General features: G+C 53.4%; 17 protein-coding genes. 13 read left to right on the forward strand and 4 right to left on the reverse strand.

Annotated features, from left to right (window positions below):
- The first annotated feature begins 4 nt into the window (after positions 1-4).
- From rsfS to P2G53_RS06645, 13 genes are all read left to right on the forward strand, one after another.
- Positions 5-343 (forward strand): ribosome silencing factor, encoded by a 339-nt coding sequence (gene rsfS / locus P2G53_RS06585; RefSeq protein WP_275815497.1) that lies wholly within the window; start codon positions 5-7, stop codon positions 341-343.
- 7 nt (positions 344-350) lie between these two features.
- On the forward strand, positions 351-818 hold the full coding sequence (gene rlmH, locus P2G53_RS06590; RefSeq protein WP_275815499.1) for a 23S rRNA (pseudouridine(1915)-N(3))-methyltransferase RlmH: 468 nt from the start codon (positions 351-353) through the stop codon (positions 816-818).
- 17 nt (positions 819-835) lie between these two features.
- Positions 836-2,737: a penicillin-binding protein 2 gene (gene mrdA, locus P2G53_RS06595; RefSeq protein WP_275815501.1), complete on the forward strand. Its 1,902-nt coding sequence runs from the start codon at positions 836-838 to the stop codon at positions 2,735-2,737.
- Complete coding sequence (rodA, locus tag P2G53_RS06600) at positions 2,679-3,866, forward strand: rod shape-determining protein RodA (RefSeq protein ID WP_275815503.1); 1,188 nt, start codon at positions 2,679-2,681, stop codon at positions 3,864-3,866. The genes mrdA and rodA overlap by 59 nt, the downstream gene beginning before the upstream one ends.
- 42 nt (positions 3,867-3,908) lie before the next feature.
- Complete coding sequence (gene mltB, locus P2G53_RS06605) at positions 3,909-4,934, forward strand: lytic murein transglycosylase B (protein ID WP_275815505.1); 1,026 nt, start codon at positions 3,909-3,911, stop codon at positions 4,932-4,934.
- Between the two features lie 7 nt (positions 4,935-4,941).
- Complete coding sequence (locus tag P2G53_RS06610) at positions 4,942-5,799, forward strand: septal ring lytic transglycosylase RlpA family protein (RefSeq protein WP_275815507.1); 858 nt, start codon at positions 4,942-4,944, stop codon at positions 5,797-5,799.
- An 80-nt stretch (positions 5,800-5,879) separates the two neighbouring features.
- The gene (locus P2G53_RS06615) at positions 5,880-7,031 is read left to right on the forward strand and encodes a D-alanyl-D-alanine carboxypeptidase family protein (RefSeq protein ID WP_275815509.1); all 1,152 of its coding nucleotides are present in this window, start codon (positions 5,880-5,882) and stop codon (positions 7,029-7,031) included.
- A 76-nt stretch (positions 7,032-7,107) separates the two neighbouring features.
- Positions 7,108-7,974, forward strand: a complete 867-nt coding sequence (locus P2G53_RS06620) for a D-amino acid aminotransferase (RefSeq protein ID WP_275815511.1) — start codon at positions 7,108-7,110, stop codon at positions 7,972-7,974.
- Between the two features lie 3 nt (positions 7,975-7,977).
- Complete coding sequence (locus P2G53_RS06625) at positions 7,978-8,256, forward strand: DUF493 family protein (RefSeq protein WP_275815513.1); 279 nt, start codon at positions 7,978-7,980, stop codon at positions 8,254-8,256.
- Positions 8,256-8,903: a lipoyl(octanoyl) transferase LipB gene (gene lipB, locus P2G53_RS06630; protein WP_275815515.1), complete on the forward strand. Its 648-nt coding sequence runs from the start codon at positions 8,256-8,258 to the stop codon at positions 8,901-8,903. The genes P2G53_RS06625 and lipB overlap by 1 nt, the downstream gene beginning before the upstream one ends.
- Positions 8,904-8,909: 6 nt before the next feature.
- Positions 8,910-9,899 (forward strand): lipoyl synthase, encoded by a 990-nt coding sequence (gene lipA, locus P2G53_RS06635; RefSeq protein ID WP_275815517.1) that lies wholly within the window; start codon positions 8,910-8,912, stop codon positions 9,897-9,899.
- Between the two features lie 96 nt (positions 9,900-9,995).
- Positions 9,996-12,869 (forward strand): HD domain-containing phosphohydrolase, encoded by a 2,874-nt coding sequence (locus P2G53_RS06640; protein ID WP_275815519.1) that lies wholly within the window; start codon positions 9,996-9,998, stop codon positions 12,867-12,869.
- 76 nt (positions 12,870-12,945) lie between these two features.
- A complete protein-coding gene (locus P2G53_RS06645) occupies positions 12,946-13,383 on the forward strand; it encodes an OsmC family protein (RefSeq protein ID WP_275815521.1) in 438 nt (145 codons plus the stop codon).
- Between the two features lie 3 nt (positions 13,384-13,386).
- Here the strand turns inward: P2G53_RS06645 and P2G53_RS06650 are convergent, their stop codons facing one another.
- The 4 genes from P2G53_RS06650 to leuS all read right to left on the reverse strand — a co-directional run bounded on the left by P2G53_RS06650 (position 13,387) and on the right by leuS (position 17,930).
- Positions 13,387-13,674, reverse strand: coding sequence for a cytochrome c (locus P2G53_RS06650; RefSeq protein WP_275815523.1), 288 nt, complete (start codon positions 13,672-13,674; stop codon positions 13,387-13,389).
- 112 nt (positions 13,675-13,786) lie between these two features.
- The gene (gene holA / locus P2G53_RS06655) at positions 13,787-14,815 is read right to left on the reverse strand and encodes a DNA polymerase III subunit delta (RefSeq protein WP_275815525.1); all 1,029 of its coding nucleotides are present in this window, start codon (positions 14,813-14,815) and stop codon (positions 13,787-13,789) included.
- 3 nt (positions 14,816-14,818) lie between these two features.
- A complete protein-coding gene (gene lptE / locus P2G53_RS06660; protein ID WP_275815527.1) occupies positions 14,819-15,325 on the reverse strand; it encodes an LPS assembly lipoprotein LptE in 507 nt (168 codons plus the stop codon).
- Between the two features lie 10 nt (positions 15,326-15,335).
- Positions 15,336-17,930 (reverse strand): leucine--tRNA ligase, encoded by a 2,595-nt coding sequence (gene leuS / locus P2G53_RS06665; RefSeq protein ID WP_275815529.1) that lies wholly within the window; start codon positions 17,928-17,930, stop codon positions 15,336-15,338.
- Between the last annotated feature and the right edge of the window lie 199 nt (positions 17,931-18,129).

Here is an 18,129-nt window from a genome sequence, read left to right on the forward strand (position 1 = left end):
GCAGATGCAGACAGAACAGACAATCGCACTGGTGCAAAATGCACTGGAAGATATGAAAGCTAAAGAAATTGTGGTCCTTGATGTGCAGGGCCGCTCCACTGTGACCGATTACATGATCATTGCCAGTGGTACCTCACGTCGGCATGTGCTCTCTGTTGCTGAAGAGGTGGTTGTCCAGGTTAAACAAGCCGGTCTGATGCCTCTGGGTACTGAAGGTCAGGAAGCCGGTGACTGGGTGCTGGTGGATCTGGGTGATGTAGTCGTGCATGTCATGATGCCGGATGCCCGCAGTTTTTATGATCTTGAGCGCCTCTGGGGCGTGGAAACTGCAGCGGCAAAATGATACTGCGATGAAAATTCGCCTGATCGCTATCGGCGGCAAAATGCCCGACTGGGTAAATGCCGGATACCAGGAATACAGTAAACGCCTGCCTGCAGATATGACGCTTGAGCTGGTTGAGCTGCCGCTGGGTTACCGTGGCAAGAGCAGCGATACCGCCCGTGCGATCAAGCAGGAGGGGGATCAGATGCTGGCAGCTATCGGCAAAGGCGATCTGGTGGTTGCGCTGGAGGTGCTTGGGCGTAACTGGTCTACCGAGCAGTTGTCGGAAAAGCTGGATGGCTGGCGTATGAGTGGCCGTAATGTCAGTTTGCTGATAGGCGGTCCTGATGGCCTTGATCCTCGCTGCTCAGCATTGGCGGAACAAAAGTGGTCTTTGTCTGCACTAACATTGCCGCATCCACTGGTTCGGGTTTTGCTGGCAGAACAGTTGTACCGGGCCTGGACCATTCTGCAGGGGCATCCCTACCATAAATAGGAGTTTGACACGCCTTTATGTCTGGGCATGAACGTCTAAAGGACTACAGCCGGGAGAGTCATACCTTCAAGGTACGGGCGGTACTGGCATTTGGCGTGGTGTTCCTGCTGATGCTGGTATTGGTGGGGCGGCTCTATTACCTGCAGGTGATGCAGTATGACCGCTATGTTGCGATGTCGGATGATAACCGGGTGCAGTTGCAGCCGGTCGCGCCCACCCGGGGTCTGATCTATGACCGCAACGGTCATCTACTGGCGGATAACCGCCCCAGTTACAGCGTTACTGTTCTGAAGGAAGAAGCCAAACATCTGGAACAGACGTTGGTGGATCTGCGCGAAATCATTCCCATTACTGATCGCGAAATCGATCGCTTCAAAACCCGCCTCAAACAACGTCGCCGGCCCTTTGAGTCAGTGCCTTTGCGTTTCAGGCTGACTGACGATGAAATCGCCCGTATTTCTGTGAATTATCACCGTTTGCCCGGCGTCAGGGTGGAAGCGGAACTGATTCGTTATTACCCGGAAGGGCAGTCATTGGTGCATGCGCTGGGTTATGTCGGGCGCATCAATGAGCAGGAACTGCAAAAGGTCAATGCCAATAACTATTCTGCCACTCACTACATCGGCAAACTGGGTGTGGAGCGTTTTTATGAAGACGAACTGCACGGTCAGGTGGGCTTCCAGAAAGTAGAAACGAATGCCCGTGGCCGGGTTATGCGCGTGCTGGAACGGACAGATCCCGTACCCGGCAAAGACCTGGTGTTGCATCTGGACATGCGTCTGCAGCAGATCACCGAATATCTGCTGCAGGATCGCCGGGCCGCGGTGGTGGCGATTGATACAGAGACCGGCGGGATCCTGAGTCTGGTATCCACACCGGGTTACGACCCCAACCTCTTTGTGACGGGTATTTCCACCAAGGATTACAACGGTCTGCGAGAATCGGACGATCTGCCGCTGTTTAACCGGGCGATTCGTGGCCGTTATCCACCCGGTTCAACCATCAAACCTATTATTGCGCTGTCAGCCATCGACACGGGTGTGGTCAGCCCCAACTACACCATCTTTGATCCGGGCTGGTACACCCTAACCACCGGTGGCCGTAAATACCGTGACTGGAAAAAGTACGGCCATGGCAAAGTGGATATGAACGAAGCCATTGCGCAGTCCTGCGATACCTGGTTTTACAGTGTGGCGCACAAAATGGGCGTGGTTCCGATGTCCAAGTATCTGGGTATGTTTGGTTTTGGCCAGGTCACCAGTGTGGATCTGCCGGAGGCGTTGGCAGCCATTCTGCCATCCAAAGAGTGGAAGCGGTCTAGTCGCAGGGTGCCCTGGTATACCGGCGACTCCCTTAACTTGAGTATCGGACAGGGTTTTCTGGTGGCTACTCCGCTGCAGCTGGCTACAGCGACGGCAGTGATTGCTAACCGGGGTCGCTGGGTTCAGCCGCATATGCTAAAGGGCTATCGCACTCAGACGGAGGAGGGGATTCAGTTGCAGGCTCCTGACCTTGAACAGATCAAAGCCAAGCCGGCGGATGTGCAGCTGAATAATCCAAAATATTGGGAGAACATCATCAAGGGCATGCATGATGTGGTGCAGGGGCCTACCGGTACTGCAAGACGCGTTGGCAGTGATGCGCCCTATGAGTTTGCTGGCAAAACCGGTACCGCGCAGGTGGTCGGTATCAAGCAGGACGAGGAGTATGACGCTGAAAAACTGGCTGAAATTCATCGAGATCATGCGTTGTTTGTGGCTTTTGCACCGCTGAAAGAACCCAAAATTGCGATTGCTGTGATTGTTGAAAATGGCGGTGGCGGATCGAGTACGGCAGCACCGATTGCCCGTAAGATTATGGATGCCTACCTGTTGGGTACAGATCCACGGGTACAGGAGGTCGCTGACGGTGAATCGTGAGTTTGAACGTTATCTGCCGGAATCGCGGACCTATCTGAGCCGTAAACCCAGCTGGTGGAGCTATACCCATCTGGATGCCTGGATGCTCCTGTTGCTGCTTTTGCTCTGTGGTTTTGGTTTGTTTGTGCTTTACAGTGCTTCTGGTCAGGATGTGGGTTACGTCAGTCGGCAGGCGTTGCGTATGGGCGCCGGTTTTTTTGTACTGATTGTGCTGGCTCAGGTTACGCCCCGCTTTCTGGGGCGCTGGGCACCCTGGCTGTTTGTGATTGGGGTGGGCTTGTTGGCAGCGGTGCTGTTGTTTGGCGTGGGTGCCAAAGGTGCACAGCGTTGGCTGGCATTGCCGGGATTTCGTTTTCAGCCTTCTGAAATTATGAAACTGGTGCTGCCTCTCACGGTAGCCTATTACCTGTCTTCCAGACCGCTGCCGCCGAGTATCAAACATGTTGTAGTGGCGCTGGTGCTGATTGGTCTGCCCACTGCGCTGATCATGAAACAACCGGATCTGGGTACCTCACTGCTGATTGCCGCATCCGGTGTTTTTGTGTTGCTGTTATCGGGTATTCGCTGGCGCTTTATTTTTGCTGCATTGGCTGTGGCGGGTGCGGCTTTGCCAGCCCTGTGGGCTGTTATGAAAGATTATCAGCGTCAGCGAGTGCTTACTTTTCTGGATCCTGAGAGTGATCCGCTGGGGGCGGGCTGGAACATTATCCAGTCGAAAACGGCGATCGGTTCCGGCGGTTTGTATGGCAAAGGCTGGTTATCGGGCACACAGTCACAGCTGGACTTTTTGCCGGAGTCACACACCGACTTCATCATTGCGGTGGTGGCTGAGGAACTTGGCCTGATTGGCGTACTCATATTGCTGACGCTGTATTTGCTGATTATTGCCCGGGGGCTGGTGATGGCTTCTCAGGCGCCGGACAGTTTTGGGCGACTGCTGTCGGGCAGCATTATTCTGACGTTTTTTGTGTATGTTTTTGTCAATATCGGCATGGTGAGTGGGTTGTTGCCGGTGGTGGGGGTACCTTTACCTTTAATCAGCTACGGGGGGACCTCTCTGGTCACACTGATGGCAGGATTTGGTATCCTCATGTCGATCCACAATCATCGCACCATGCTTAAAAAATAGGGTGATGCCGCGGTACAGGTGTTGCCCGGGAGTGAATGGAACGTGAGTAAAAGAAATAAGGATTTTCTGCTGGTTTTCGTGAGTCTTGCCCTGCTGCTGACGGGCTGTTCAGCGACGGCAAGAGCGCCGGATCGTGCTGAGGGTTATGTTGATCATCCTGAAGCAAAAGTCTGGTTGGAGCAGATGAAAGCGGAAGGGTTTGATGAAGATTTTTTGCAGGAAGTACTGGCCAATGCGCGTCGTCAGGATTCGATCATCAAGGCGATGAGCCGACCAGCCGAAAAACGCCTGAACTGGGAGCAGTACCGTGACATCTTTGTTCAGCCAACACGTGTCGAGCAGGGTGTTGCTTTCTGGCGTGAGAATCAGGCGGCTCTCTCCCGTGCAGCAGCGACCTATGGTGTGCCTGAAGAGATCATTGTTGCGATCATCGGTGTAGAAACCCGTTATGGTCGCATCACTGGCAGCTACCGGGTGGTTGATGCGCTGGCTACTCTGGGCTTTGACTATCCGAAACGCGGCAGTTTTTTCCAGGGGCAGTTAACTGAATACCTGCGTATGGTGCAGGAAGAGCAGATTGATTTCGAGTCTCTGAAGGGCTCCTACGCCGGCGCCATGGGTTACGGGCAGTTTATTCCGTCCAGTTTCAGAGCCTATGCCGTGGATTTTGATGGCGATGGCAAACGGGATATCTGGAACAACCGGGTGGATGCTATTGGCAGTGTCGCTAACTATTTTGCCCAGCACAAATGGCGCTCGGGCGAGCCGGTATTAGCGCCGGTGATCTTTAATCAGCCAGCGCAGGATCAGTGGTTTAATCAGGATCTGCAGCCCACGGTTTCCCTGGGCGAATGGCGCAAGCAGGGTGCCTCAGCGCCGCTTAAATTTGATGATGCCGCGCTGGCCACGCTGATGAAGATGGAGATGAATCAGGGCGAGCAGTACTGGTTTGGCCTGCATAACTTCTACGTTATTACCCGTTATAACCACAGCCGGTTGTATGCCATGGCAGTGTATCGCCTGAGTGAGCAGATTCGGGCCGCGTTTGAATCCGGTCAGGCGGGTTAAACACAGTATGCGGTTATCCCTGTTCAAGCTGGTATTGGCACTGTTGCCGTCGCTGCTGCTGGTGGCCTGTTCATCAAATCCTAACGCCGGGCGTTATTCGATGAAACACGACGCGGCACCAGATGCGCCGGTGGACGTATCCCATGTGCAGGATGCCGTGCCCCGGGTGGAGCCGCAAAGCCGGGGTGGTAATAAAAGTCCCTATCAGGTACTGGGCAAAAAATACTGGGTGATGTCTTCATCGCTGGGCTACCGGGAGGAGGGGGTTGCCTCATGGTATGGTCGGAAATTTCATGGCCATGCCACGTCCAATGGTGAGACCTATGATATGTACGGCATGAGTGCCGCCCATAAAAATTTGCCGCTGCCGACCTATCTTCGGGTTACCAATCTGGCAAACAGCCGTCAGGTCATTGTCCGCGTGAATGACCGTGGACCCTTTCACGGCAATCGACTGATTGACCTTTCATATGCGGCCGCGGCCAAGCTGGATATGCTGAAAACCGGCACTGCCCGGGTGCGGATTGAAGCGATTGATCCGGCTGCTTGGCAAAAAACCGGACAGCTGATTCAGACGCCGGTGGCACAGCAGCAGACCGTGCCAGCTGCTGCCGAAAATAACGGTGCAGGACGTTACCTGCAGGTTGCGTCCTATGGTCAGGAAAGTAATGCAATTCGCGCGGAAACTCTTCTGCGTTCCGCGTTGTCAGACCTGGCGGTGTCGACCAAACCGGTGCCGCATGAGGCGGGTACACTGTACCGTGTGCATGTCGGTCCGCTGCGGGCTGACACTTCCCTCGCTGAGCTGAAAGAGCGTTTGGCTCAGCTTGGATTTACCCGGCCGCTGCTGGTGGACTTCCCCTGAGGGGTTCAGTAGAGTGACCCGGATGTGTGCCGAAGGGTTCGGCTGAGATAATCACCTCATCATTCACAGATTGGATCATCATGCGTAGCAATAAGTTTTTTCTGTTTCTTTTTTCATTTTTCTGTCTGTTTTCACTGTCTGTTCAGGCCGCTCTGATCCCTGCCGAGCCACAGATAGCAGCCCGTGCTTATCTGGTGATGGATGCTGATACCGGTAAGGTAATCGCTGCCAAGGATGAGAGAGATCCATTTCCGCCTGCCAGCCTGACCAAGATGATGACCGCCTATATCCTGGAATATGAGCTGAATAAGGGTAACGTCAGCGAGGAAGATCTGGTGCTGGTCAGCGAAAAAGCCTGGCGTACAGCGGGTTCCCGCATGTTTATCCGTGAAGGTACGCAGGTTAAATTAGGTGATCTGATTCGCGGTATTGTGATTCAGTCCGGTAATGATGCGTCCGTTGCGGTGGCAGAACATATTGCGGGCAGTGAATCTGCCTTTGCTGATCTGATGAATCAGCACGCCAAACTGCTGGGCATGGAAAACAGCCATTTCATGAATGCCACGGGTTTGCCGGCGGAGGGACACTATGCGTCTGCGCTGGATCTGGCAATTCTGGCCAAGGCGATTATCCGCAAGTTTCCCCAGCACTACAGCATCTATTCAGAGAAGTACTTCACCTACAACAATATCAAACAGCCGAACCGCAATAAGCTGTTATGGCGTGATAAAACCGTCGATGGCCTGAAAACCGGCCACACAGAAGAGGCCGGTTATTGCCTGGTGGCCTCGGCAGAACGTGACGGTATGCGCCTGATCACGGTAGTAATGGGTACCAGCGACGAAGAAGCCCGTGCCCGTGAAAGTCAGAAACTGCTCTCTTATGCGTTCCGCTATTACCGTACCCATAAACTGTACGATGCCAATAAAGTACTGAATACCGCCAAGGTTTGGTCCGGTGCGCAGGATCAGGTCAATATCGGTATCGATCAACCGCTGTTTGTGACGATTCCGCGAGGCCAGACTGACAAGCTTGAAGCCACCATGGATATCAATCGGGTGATCAAGGCGCCGGTGGAAAAAGGGCAGGTGTACGGTACTGTCAGAGTGACGCTGGAGGGTGAGCCGGTGGCGGAAGTGCCATTGGTGGCGTTGAACTCGGTCAACGAAGGCGGTCTGCTAAAACGGATCTGGCATGCCATACTGTTGTTTGTGACCAGTCTGATCGGCTAATAACCCTTTTCAACAGGACTTTAAAAAGGCTGGAGTGCCCGCATCTAGAGGATGTGGGCATTTCTGTTTTAGAGCGATGGCAACAGTCTATTTAAACGGTGAATTTCTGCCCGAAACAGAAGCGAAAATCTCGGTATTTGACCGGGGTTTTCTGTTTGGGGACAGTGTGTACGAAGTGATTCCCTTTTATCAGGGGGTAGGCTTTCGTCTGCAGGAACATATTGACCGTCTGAATCACAGTCTCCGTGCGGTACGGATCAGTGCCCGCACCGACTGGGCAGAGGTGCTGAATGAGCTGGTCAGCCAGAATGGTGGCGGCAATCTGCAGGTCTATCTTCAGGTCACCCGGGGCGATATGGGACGTCGCAGTCATGCCTATGCAGAGGATCTTGAACCCACTGTCTTTGCCTGCTGCTCCGAGATAAAAGATATCTGGCAGGCGGGTGCCGATCAGATCAAACCGATCCGGGCGGTGGTCACTGAAGATCTGCGCTGGCATCGGTGTGATATTAAATCCACCTGCCTGTTACCGAATATTCTGGTGTTACATCAGGCCAAAGATCAGGGCGCGGATGAAGCCTTGCTGTCACGCAATGGTCTGCTCACCGAGGGTTCCAGCTGCAACCTGTTTCTGGTGAAGCGTGGTGTGCTGTATACCCCGAAACGGAGTTCTGAAATCCTTGGCGGCATTACCCGTGAGCTGGTACTGCAGCTGGCCGATGCCAATGCCATCCAGTATCAGGAAGTGGATGTGGATTACGAACAGTTGCTGAGTGCGGATGAGGTCTGGATTAGCAGCTCTACCCGCGGCATTATTCCGGTGATTGCGGTGGATGGTGTTACCATAGGCGACGGTAATAAAGGCCCGCTCTGGGCGCGTATGTTTGAACTTTTTAGGGATTATCAGCATCAGCTGATGTCCGGTGAAACTCAGGTAAGTTGAAGTATGTCAGATACACCTCAGGATGCTCCGAAAATTGAATTCCCCTGTGCTAACTATCCAATCAAGGTAGTCGGCAGCAATATTGGGGACCTGCGGAGTTTTGTTATCGAAACCGTTCAGGTGCATGTGGCTGATTTTGATATTGAAACCGTCACTATTCAGGACAGCCGTAATGGTCGTTTCCGTTCAGTGCGGTTTAATATCACTGCAACCGGTGTTGATCAGCTCAAGGCGTTACATGAAGCGTTAATAGCCTCTGACCGGGTTCACATGGTAATCTGATGCTCGAATCTAAAATTCTGATTCGGCAGCTGGGTCAGCTGCCTTATGAGCCTGTCTGGCAGAAGATGCAGGCGTTCACCAATCAGCGTGATGAGTCAGCTGTTGATGAGATCTGGTCGGTACAGCACCCACCAGTCTTTACGCAGGGACAGGCAGGCAAGCAGGAACACTTGCTTGAACCGGGAGATATTCCGGTTATTCAGGTAGATCGGGGTGGCCAGGTCACCTATCACGGCCCGGGACAGGCCATTGTTTACCTGATGATTAACTTAAAACGAAAAAAAATCGGTGTGCGAGAGATCGTCAGCCATATGGAACAGGCGATCATCGACATGCTGGCGACCTACCAGGTCGAAGCATATGCCCGGCCAGATGCGCCTGGGGTATATGTGGATGGGAGCAAGATAGCGTCGTTGGGTCTGCGGGTGCGCCGCGGTTGCTCGTTTCATGGTTTGGCACTGAATCTGGATATGGATCTGCTGCCGTTTTTGCGGATTAACCCCTGTGGGTATGCCGGGATGACCATGACGCAACTGAGTCACCATGTAGATAACCTGGACCAGACAGCCGCTACAGAACGGCTGCTGGACTGTTTAATAAGACGTATCGGGTATAGCGAAGTGTCCCGAACAAACGAGCTGGATTAAGAACACATGTCCGACATGACTGAAAAACAAACCCCTGCTTCCTCACGGCGTGTCGAGCAGGGTGTCAAACTGCGTGGTGCCGATAAAGTCGATCGCATCCCGATTAAAGTAATTCCTACGGCTAAAGAAGATATGCCGCGTAAACCGGACTGGCTCCGGGTGCGCATGGGCTCTAACGCCAAGGTTCAGGCGATCAAGGATAAACTGCGTAAACACAAACTGGCGTCTGTGTGTGAAGAAGCCAGTTGCCCTAACCTGGGTGAGTGTTTCAGCCACGGTACCGCGACCTTCATGATCATGGGGGATATCTGTACCCGCCGTTGTCCATTCTGCGACGTGGCCCATGGCCGTCCTAATGCGCTGGATGAAAACGAACCCCGTGAACTGGCAGAAGCAATCGCAGATATGGAACTGCGGTATGTCGTTGTCACTTCGGTGGATCGCGATGATCTGCGTGATGGTGGTGCGGCGCACTTTGCCAGCTGTATCAGTGAAACCCGAAGCCGTGTGCCCAGCATTCAGATGGAAATTCTGGTGCCGGACTTCCGTGGTCGCATGGACATCGCTGTTGATATCCTGACTGAAACCCCGCCGGATGTGTTCAACCACAATATGGAAACTGTGCCGCGTCTGTATCAGGCGGTGCGTCCTGGGTCTGACTATGAGTGGTCGCTGGATCTGCTGAAACAGTACAAAGCGCGTAACCCTGATGTGCGCACCAAGTCCGGCCTGATGGTGGGCATTGGTGAAACCAATGAAGAGATCATTCAGGTAATGAAAGATCTGCGCGCACACGATGTGGATATGCTGACCATCGGTCAGTACCTGCAGCCAAGCCGTGATCACCTCAAGGTCGAACGTTTTGTGACTCCGGAAGAGTTCGATGAATTCAGCCGGATCGCCAAAGAGCTGGGCTTTAAACATGCTGCCTGTGGCCCGCTGGTGCGTTCTTCGTATCATGCCGATCTGCAGGCAAAAGGCGAAAAAGTCAGCTAATGTTTACGTGACTGACTGAGCCGGTACGTGGTATGAAGTAACCTACCCTCCGGTTTAACGGGCGCAAGGGTTTATCTGGCAAGGAGGCTGCCTGTAATGACTACGGATAAACCCTTTCAAATGTCACTGCAGACTGTACTGAGTGGGGTGCTGGTCATCAGTACTCTGCTGGTCAGTCTGATGCTGGTGGGAAAGTCATACTACAGTAGCCGTGCCTTGCTGATTGAGGCCTCGTCGGTATCTGCGCAGCATCTGGGGGAAAATATTGATACCCAGATGCTACGCCTTATCAGTCCCCTTGATTCGACCCTGAGATTGCTGACACATGATCCGCTTGTGGTCGCTGATACGCTGCTACAGCGCGGTCACAGTCTGCCCATGCTGGCGGAAGCACTCAAGGCCAACCCTATCGTAAGCTCCGTTTATGCTGGTTACCCGGACGGCAGCTTTTTCTTAGTTCGGGCACTGAAAAGTGCACAGATTGCCGAGAGTTTGGCTGCGCCGGATCGTGCTGCTTATATGGTGCAAAGTGTTGAGCGAAGTCAGGGCGCTAGGGTACATGGCGAATGGCGCTTCTATGATCAGCAGCTGCAGCTGATAAAGTCAGTCCCCCAACCGGATTACCAGTTTGATCCTCGTAGCCGTCCCTGGTTCAAAGAGGCAGCTCAGGACGAAACAGCACAGACTATTCTGACCCAGCCCTATGTGTTTTTTACCTCCGGCGAGATCGGTATTACCTTGGCCCGTAAAGATGCGGCATCTGGCACGGTTATCGGTCTGGATGCATCTGTTCAGGATCTGTCGGTTTTCCTACGTCGCCTGCGGTTGACGGAGGGAACGGAACTGGCCGTGATCAATTCCCAGGGACGGATAATTGCTTATCCTGATCTGGCTCAACTGGTGCATTCCAGCATGGAAGGTGCATTACGGCTGGCACATACTGGCGACCTGACCGTGCCTGTTTTACATGCGTTATCTTTATCTGAGCTACAGCCTGAAGAAGTCAGGCATATAAAGCTGGATGGGCAAGAGTGGTACGGCTTGTGGGTGCCGTTGGCAACCCTGGCGGGCTCAGAGTTAAAGCTGATGATAGCCTTGCCCGCCGATGAGCTGCTGGCCGATGCCAAATCAGGAGCCTGGCTGCAGTTACTTTGGACCGGAGTCATTATTCTGCTATTGCTGTTGCTGGCTCTGCTGCTGGGACGACGAATTTTTCGGCCGTTTGGCCGCTTATCACATGAGATCGAGAATTTTGCTGCCTTTGACTTCAGTCAGCCGGTGCATGCCAACTCACGGATTGCTGAGGTAAACGAGCTAAGTCGAGTACTTTCTCATATGTCAGGCACTATCGTGCACTTCCAGAAAATCAGCCGAACTTTGGCCCGGGAAAAGGACCTGGACCGGATGCTGGAGGAAGTGACCTATCACCTAAAGGAGAGCACAGCGGCACTGGGTGGGGTGATCTATCTATATGATGAAGACAGTCAGAAACTGTCGTTGGCCAGCCAGTCTGATCTGGCTGATGCTGAAGTTCAGCTTAGCTGTGATGACTGTAGTACAGAGGGGCTACGCTCATGTGTTCGCGATATGTTTGGTGCGGATAAAAATAACGTATTGACAACCGCTTTACTGGATCGACAGGGGCAGCCGGTGGGTGTGCTGGGGCTGAAAATGCCTGATCTGGCGGCGGGCTATGAACGTTCACATCGTCGTTTTATTACCGAGATGTCTGGTTCGGCGGCTACCGCCATAGAAACCCGACGTCAGGTAGAGGTTCAGCGCAACCTGATCGATGCCATTATTCAGTTGTTGGCCGATGCAATTGATGCCAAATCACCCTATACCGGTGGTCATTGTGAACGGGTACCCGAGCTGGCCGGTTTGCTACTGGATGCTGCGGAGGCCTCTCAGGAAGGACCCTTTGCCGAATTTAGCATGGATGAGACCGCCCGTTATGAGTTTCAGATTGCTGCCTGGCTGCATGACTGCGGCAAAATTATCAGCCCGGAATATGTGGTCGATAAAGCCACCAAACTGGAAACGATTTACAACCGGATTCATGAAATTCGCACCCGCTTCGAAGTCTTGTGGCGGGATGCTGAAATAGCCTATCTCAAACACCTGCAGCAAGGTGGCGAAGCGGATAAGCTGGCAGCGGAACGGGATAAGCTGCAGCAGCAGTTGCAGCAGGAGTTTGCTTTTGTCGCAGAAGCCAATCTGGGTGGTGAGTTTATGAAGCCCGAAGATATTGAGCGTCTGCAGCAGATCGGTCAGCGCACCTGGTTGCGGTATTTTGATAATCGCCTGGGGCTTTCGCGGGATGAGAGCAGTCGCCTGGTACCGTGCGAGGCACCGGCCATGCCTGTTGAAGAGCGTCTGCTAGCTGATAGGCCGGAACATCTTGTGCCTTGGAGCGGCAAACGGCCGCCGGTTGAACGTGATAATCCGGATAATATCTGGGGATTTGATATGGTTTTGCCGGAGCATGCGTTTAACCTGGGCGAGCTGCATAACCTGAGTATTCAACGAGGGACATTGACCGCAGAAGAGCGCTTTAAAATTAATGACCACATTGTGCAGACTATCTGTATGTTGTCCTCATTGCCGTTGCCGTCATATCTGAAAAAGGTGCCAGATATAGCGGGTAATCACCATGAAAAAATGGATGGTACCGGGTATCCAAGGCGACTGGAGGCGGCTAGTCTCAGCTTGCCGGAACGGATCATGGCCGTTGCTGATATTTTCGAAGCACTGACGGCCGCAGACCGCCCCTACAAAGAAAGCAAAACGCTGGCGGAATCACTCAAAATCATGGCCTTTATGGCGCGTGATAAGCATATTGATGCCGAGTTGTTCCGGTTGTTTGTTACTCAAGAGGTCTATCAGAAATATGCTGAAGGCTTTATGCAGCCACATCAGATTACCCCGGTGGATAAAGAGCAGCTGCTTAGTATTGCTGAGGGAAGCTGAATGACTTCCACTCTTGTGACTTGCCTTTATAGTTATTAATATTAGATTATTCTAATTTAAAAGAGCACATCGATTTATGTCAGCGCTTAAAACGGTTCAAATCTCTGCCAATATGCAGCAGGGCTGGAAGATCGAGAGCAATATTCGTGATCATCATGTGGTAATTGATCAGCCGAAGTATGGCGGAGGCACCGATCTGGGGCCTACGCCCCTGGAATATTTTTTGTTTGCCATGGCGGGGTGTATTGGCACGATTGGCCGGATAGTCGCGCATCAGGAAAAGATTACCCTGCGTGGTATGGAGGTTGATGTGTCAGGCGAGATGGATGCGGATGGCCTGATGGGGCGTTCACCGGATGCACCGATCGGTTTTACCTCAATTACGATCAGCGCAAAGATTGATGCGGACCTGACTGAAGCGGAAAAAACAGCGTTCCTGACCAAGGTGTGTCATCGCTGCCCGTTGCATGCCAACCTGACAGACAGATCAGTGGTTGAGCACCGGGTGGTGTAAGTCCTATTTTTGATTGGCTTGCTGAAGAAGTGCCACTACATGTTCGGTCAGTGCAGTGGTTTGCTTTTCGCTGAGCATATCGAACTGAGGCATCTGATGGGCCTGATCATCCGCACGATAACCATAGCGGAACAGCAATAATACCTGATGCGCTTCAAGCGGTGGTCGAGTGTGATGGCGCTCAAAATACGCGCCGGGGCCGCGTTTTTCATGGCAGCTCTGACAATAATAATTGTACAGGTCTTCGCCTGAGGTCATGCGGCGGGGGTCATCATTGCTGCAGCCCGTCATCCAAAAGGCCAGGCAGAACAATAGACTAAGATAAAATTTTGACATTAGTTTAACTTTTTTTTCTGCGATGGTATCACCGCAAAGCAAGTCTCACCAGTCTGTTTGTCGCCGGTCAGTGACAGGGTGCCAGGGGAAGAGGTGAGCCGGCCAGTGTCAGACAAATCTGGCGAATCTCCAGCCAGCCATCCCCACGTTGCAGGCCTTTGATGATGCGGTCGATCTGAGCGGCCCGGATCAGAGTTTCTTCCAGTGCCGGATATGAAGTGCGTGGTGCTGCCGCGCGAATCAGTCCTTTGCGTGCTCCCCAGATCTGCTCTTTCTGGCATACGCTGTCAAAGCTCTGTCCACTCTGTTGGGCTAGTTTCACGGCTGTCAGAGCGCGAATTTCACGGCTGATGGCCCACAGTAGCACCGGCAGTTCTGTACCATCCTGCTGCAGTACATTGAGGATCTTAAGCGCACGCGCGGCGTCGCCGCGTAACACCGTGTCGGTCAACCCGTAGATGTCATAACGTGAGCTGTCAGATACAGCCTCGAGAATAATCTCGGCATCAATAGCCTGTTCGCCAAACAGCAGGCTGAGTTTGCGCAATTCCTGATCCGCTGCCAGCAGGTTGCCTTCAATCCGGTCACACAGTAGTTGAACCGCATCCGGCTTCAGCTGCAGGCCCAGTGAAGCGCCGCGCTGTCGAAGCCAGTCGGGAAGCTGAGCCAGTTCTACAGGCCAGATCTCGACAATGACACCTTTTTGATCAACGGTTTTATACCAGGCGCTTTTTTTGCCAGCACCGTCAATTTTATTGGCGCTGATGATCAGTATATTGTCCTGAGGTGGGTCGGCAAGATACTGAGACAGAACGTCAGCGGCCTGCTTGTTGGGCTTGTGGGCGCCGAAACGAAGTTCAATGATTTTCTGTTCAGCAAACAACGAAAGGTTGTTGGCACTGTGTAGCAGGTTGTCGACGTTGAAACTGCTGTCGACATGCATCACTTCACGTTCGCTGAATCCCTGTGATTGCAGGTGTTTGCGTAGCTGATCCAGAGCTTCCTCCCTGAGCAGGGGTTCGTCACCGCTTAACAGATACACCGGCGCAGTCTGTTTGTTGAGCTGGCCGGGGAGCTGTTCGCTACGAATTTTCATCTGTCAGCGTGGGTTGCTGGCCAGATAGCGGCGCAGAATGCTCTGCGCCATGGCATCATGCAGTTCCTGCCTAAGCAGCCTTTCCTGTTCAGCACTGGCAGCCGCCGCGTTACGGTTATAGGTGTAAACCCGCTCCTGCTGGAGGCGGATATCACTGGTGGTGGGATTGCCTTCCTGATCGGCCAGATGGAAGCTGACCTCCAGCGAAAGTTCATACTCATCCACTTCAGAACGACTGGACAGTGTAGCCGCCCGGCGTTTGTAGCGGCTGGAGACGATAACAATCTGTTGTGACGCATTGCTGGTCTGAGTGATGCCGTTGTAACGCAGAGTGCGTTTAAGACTGTCGGTTAGTTCAGAAGAGGCGCTGCCGGTTTGCAAGGTCACGTTTTGTTTTTCGGCCGGCACGTCGGCAGCACCACGCAGGTGGAAGCCACAGGCAGTTAGCAGACTGAACAGACTGGCCAGCACAAGCAGGCTCAGTGGGCGGGTAAACGTGCGACAGCGCATGCGGTGCTCCTTAACCGACAACAATATTAACCAGACGACCCGGTACAACGATCTTCTTGCGAATGGCCATGTCACCCATGTGCTTCTGCACATTGGCATCGGCCAGTGCTGTATGCAGGATAACATCCTGATCAGCATCGGCGGCAACGGTAATTTTACTGCGGACTTTGCCGTTTACCTGAACCACCATCTCCAGTGTTGCGCGTACCAGAGCGCTTTCGTCGACTTCAGGCCAAGCGGTCTGCAGCAGATCGGAATTATGGCCCAGCTCCTGCCACAGTTGCTGAGTAACGTGGGGTACGATTGGAGACAGCAGTTTGATAGCCGCTTCCAGCGCTTCCTGAGTTACTTTGCGACCCTGTTCGCTGACATCAACAAACTTGCCAATGCTGTTGGACAGTTCCATTACGGCGGCGATGGCGGTGTTGAAGGTCTGGCGACGCTCAATGTCATCCGATACTTTCTGGATGGTTTCATGCACCTTGCGGCGCAGATCCTGTTGTTCTTCAGTCAGTTCTGCCGGGGTAACCAGAGGCGCAACCGGGGCACCGACTGAAAGGTGATCAAATACCTGTTTCCAGAGACGGCGCAGGAAGCGGTGGGCACCTTCAACACCACTGTCGGACCACTCCAGCGACTGTTCCGGTGGTGCAGCAAACATCATGAACAGACGCACGGTATCGGCGCCGTAACGGTCGATCATCACCTGTGGATCAATACCGTTGTTCTTTGATTTGGACATCTTGGACATGCCGGATGAGATCACCGGTTCACCATCATCTTTATGGCGAGCGCTGACCAGACGGCCCTTGTCGTCGGTCTCAACAATCACATCAGTTGGGGAGATCCAGTCCTGACCGCCCTGTGCATTTTCACGGTAGAAGGTTTCAGCCAGCACCATACCCTGACAGAGCAGGCGCTTGAACGGCTCATCACTGCTGACCAGGCCCTGATCGCGCATCAGTTTGTGGAAGAAGCGCGAATACAGCAGGTGCAGGATGGCGTGTTCAATACCGCCAATGTACTGATCCACCGGCAGCCAGTAGTTGGCTTTGGCTGGATCCAGCATCGCATCGGCGGTGCTGCGGCAGGCATACCGGGCGTAATACCAGGACGACTCCATAAAGGTATCGAAGGTATCGGTTTCGCGTTCTGCCGGGCCACCACATTCTGGACAGGTGGTATCGATAAAGGATGCCATCTTCTTGATCGGTGAGCCGGAACCGTCAAATTCAACTTCTTCGGGCAGTATCACCGGGAGCTGTGCTTCAGGCACGGGAACGGCACCGCAGGCATCGCAGTTGATCACCGGGATCGGTGTACCCCAGTAACGCTGACGTGAGACGCCCCAGTCGCGCAGACGGAAGTTAACGGTTACGCGGCCTTTGCGTTTGGCTTCCAGATCGGTAGCGATGGCTTTGAAGGCAACATCAAATTCCAGATCGTCATAGTCGCCGGAATTGACCAGCACGCCTTTATCGGTGAAGGCTTCCTGCTCCAGATTGATGACGCGGTCATCAGCCGGACGAATAACCTGTTTGATTGGCAGGCCGTATTTGTGGGCAAACTCCCAGTCACGCTGGTCATGGGCCGGTACGGACATGACTGCCCCTGAACCGTAATCCATCAACACGAAGTTCGCGGTCCAGACCGGTACTTCTTCGCCGGTCAGCGGGTGTTTGGCACTGATGCCAAGCGGCATCCCTTTTTTCTCCATGGTGGCCAGATCGGCCTCAGCCACCTTGGTGTGACGGCATTCTTCAATGAAAGCTGCCAGTTCGGCATTCTGCTCGGCTGCTTTCAGTGCCAGCGGATGCTGGCTGGCCACGGCAACATAGGTCACGCCCATCAGAGTGTCCGGACGGGTGGTGAACACTTCCAGATCACCAAAGCCATCCACATGGAAGGTCAGTTCAACACCTTCTGAACGGCCGATCCAGTTTTTCTGCATGGTGCGGACCTGTTCAGGCCACTCATCCAGCTGATCCAGATCCGCCAGCAACTGATCGGCGTAATCGGTGATTTTAAGGAACCACTGCGGGATTTTTTTGCGCTCAACAATCGCACCGGAGCGCCAGCCGCGGCCATCAATTACCTGTTCGTTGGCCAGTACTGTCTGGTCCACGGGGTCCCAGTTTACTTCCGCTTCTTTTTTGTAAACCAGGCCGCTTTTCATCAACTGGGTGAAAAACCACTGCTCCCAGCGATAGTATTCCGGATGGCAGGTTGCCAGTTCACGGTTCCAGTCATAACCAAAGCCCATCTGTTGCAGCTGGTTACGCATGTAGCTGATGTTTTCATAGGTCCATTTGGCGGGCGCGACCTTGTTTTTCATCGCCGCGTTTTCAGCCGGCAGACCAAATGCATCCCAGCCCATGGGCTGCAGTACGTTTTTACCCTGCATGCGCTGGTAGCGGGAGATTACATCGCCGATGGTGTAGTTGCGCACGTGCCCCATATGCAGCCGGCCGCTAGGGTAGGGGAACATGGACAGGCAGTAGAATTTCTCTTTCTGCGGGTCTTCATCACAATGGAAGCTGTCTTGTTCGACCCAGTAGTTCTGAATCCGGGCTTCAATTTCTGAGGGCGTATATTGTTCGTTCATTGCGCTCTGTCGTCAGGCCTATGACTAAAAACCGGCATCCCGGGGACTCGCTGGCTGCTCACCTGCCATCACGGGAGGACATCCCGCGGCAAGGATCAAGCGTTGTTTGCGAATCACATCACTGATGCCGGTCATATGTTGAAATGGAAAATTTGGCATAGGATACAATATATACATCACAGCCAACAGAGCCGATCCC

The sequence above is a fragment of the Neptuniibacter sp. CAU 1671 genome (genome assembly GCF_029222905.1).
Taxonomy (GTDB): Bacteria; Pseudomonadota; Gammaproteobacteria; order Pseudomonadales; family Balneatricaceae; genus Neptuniibacter.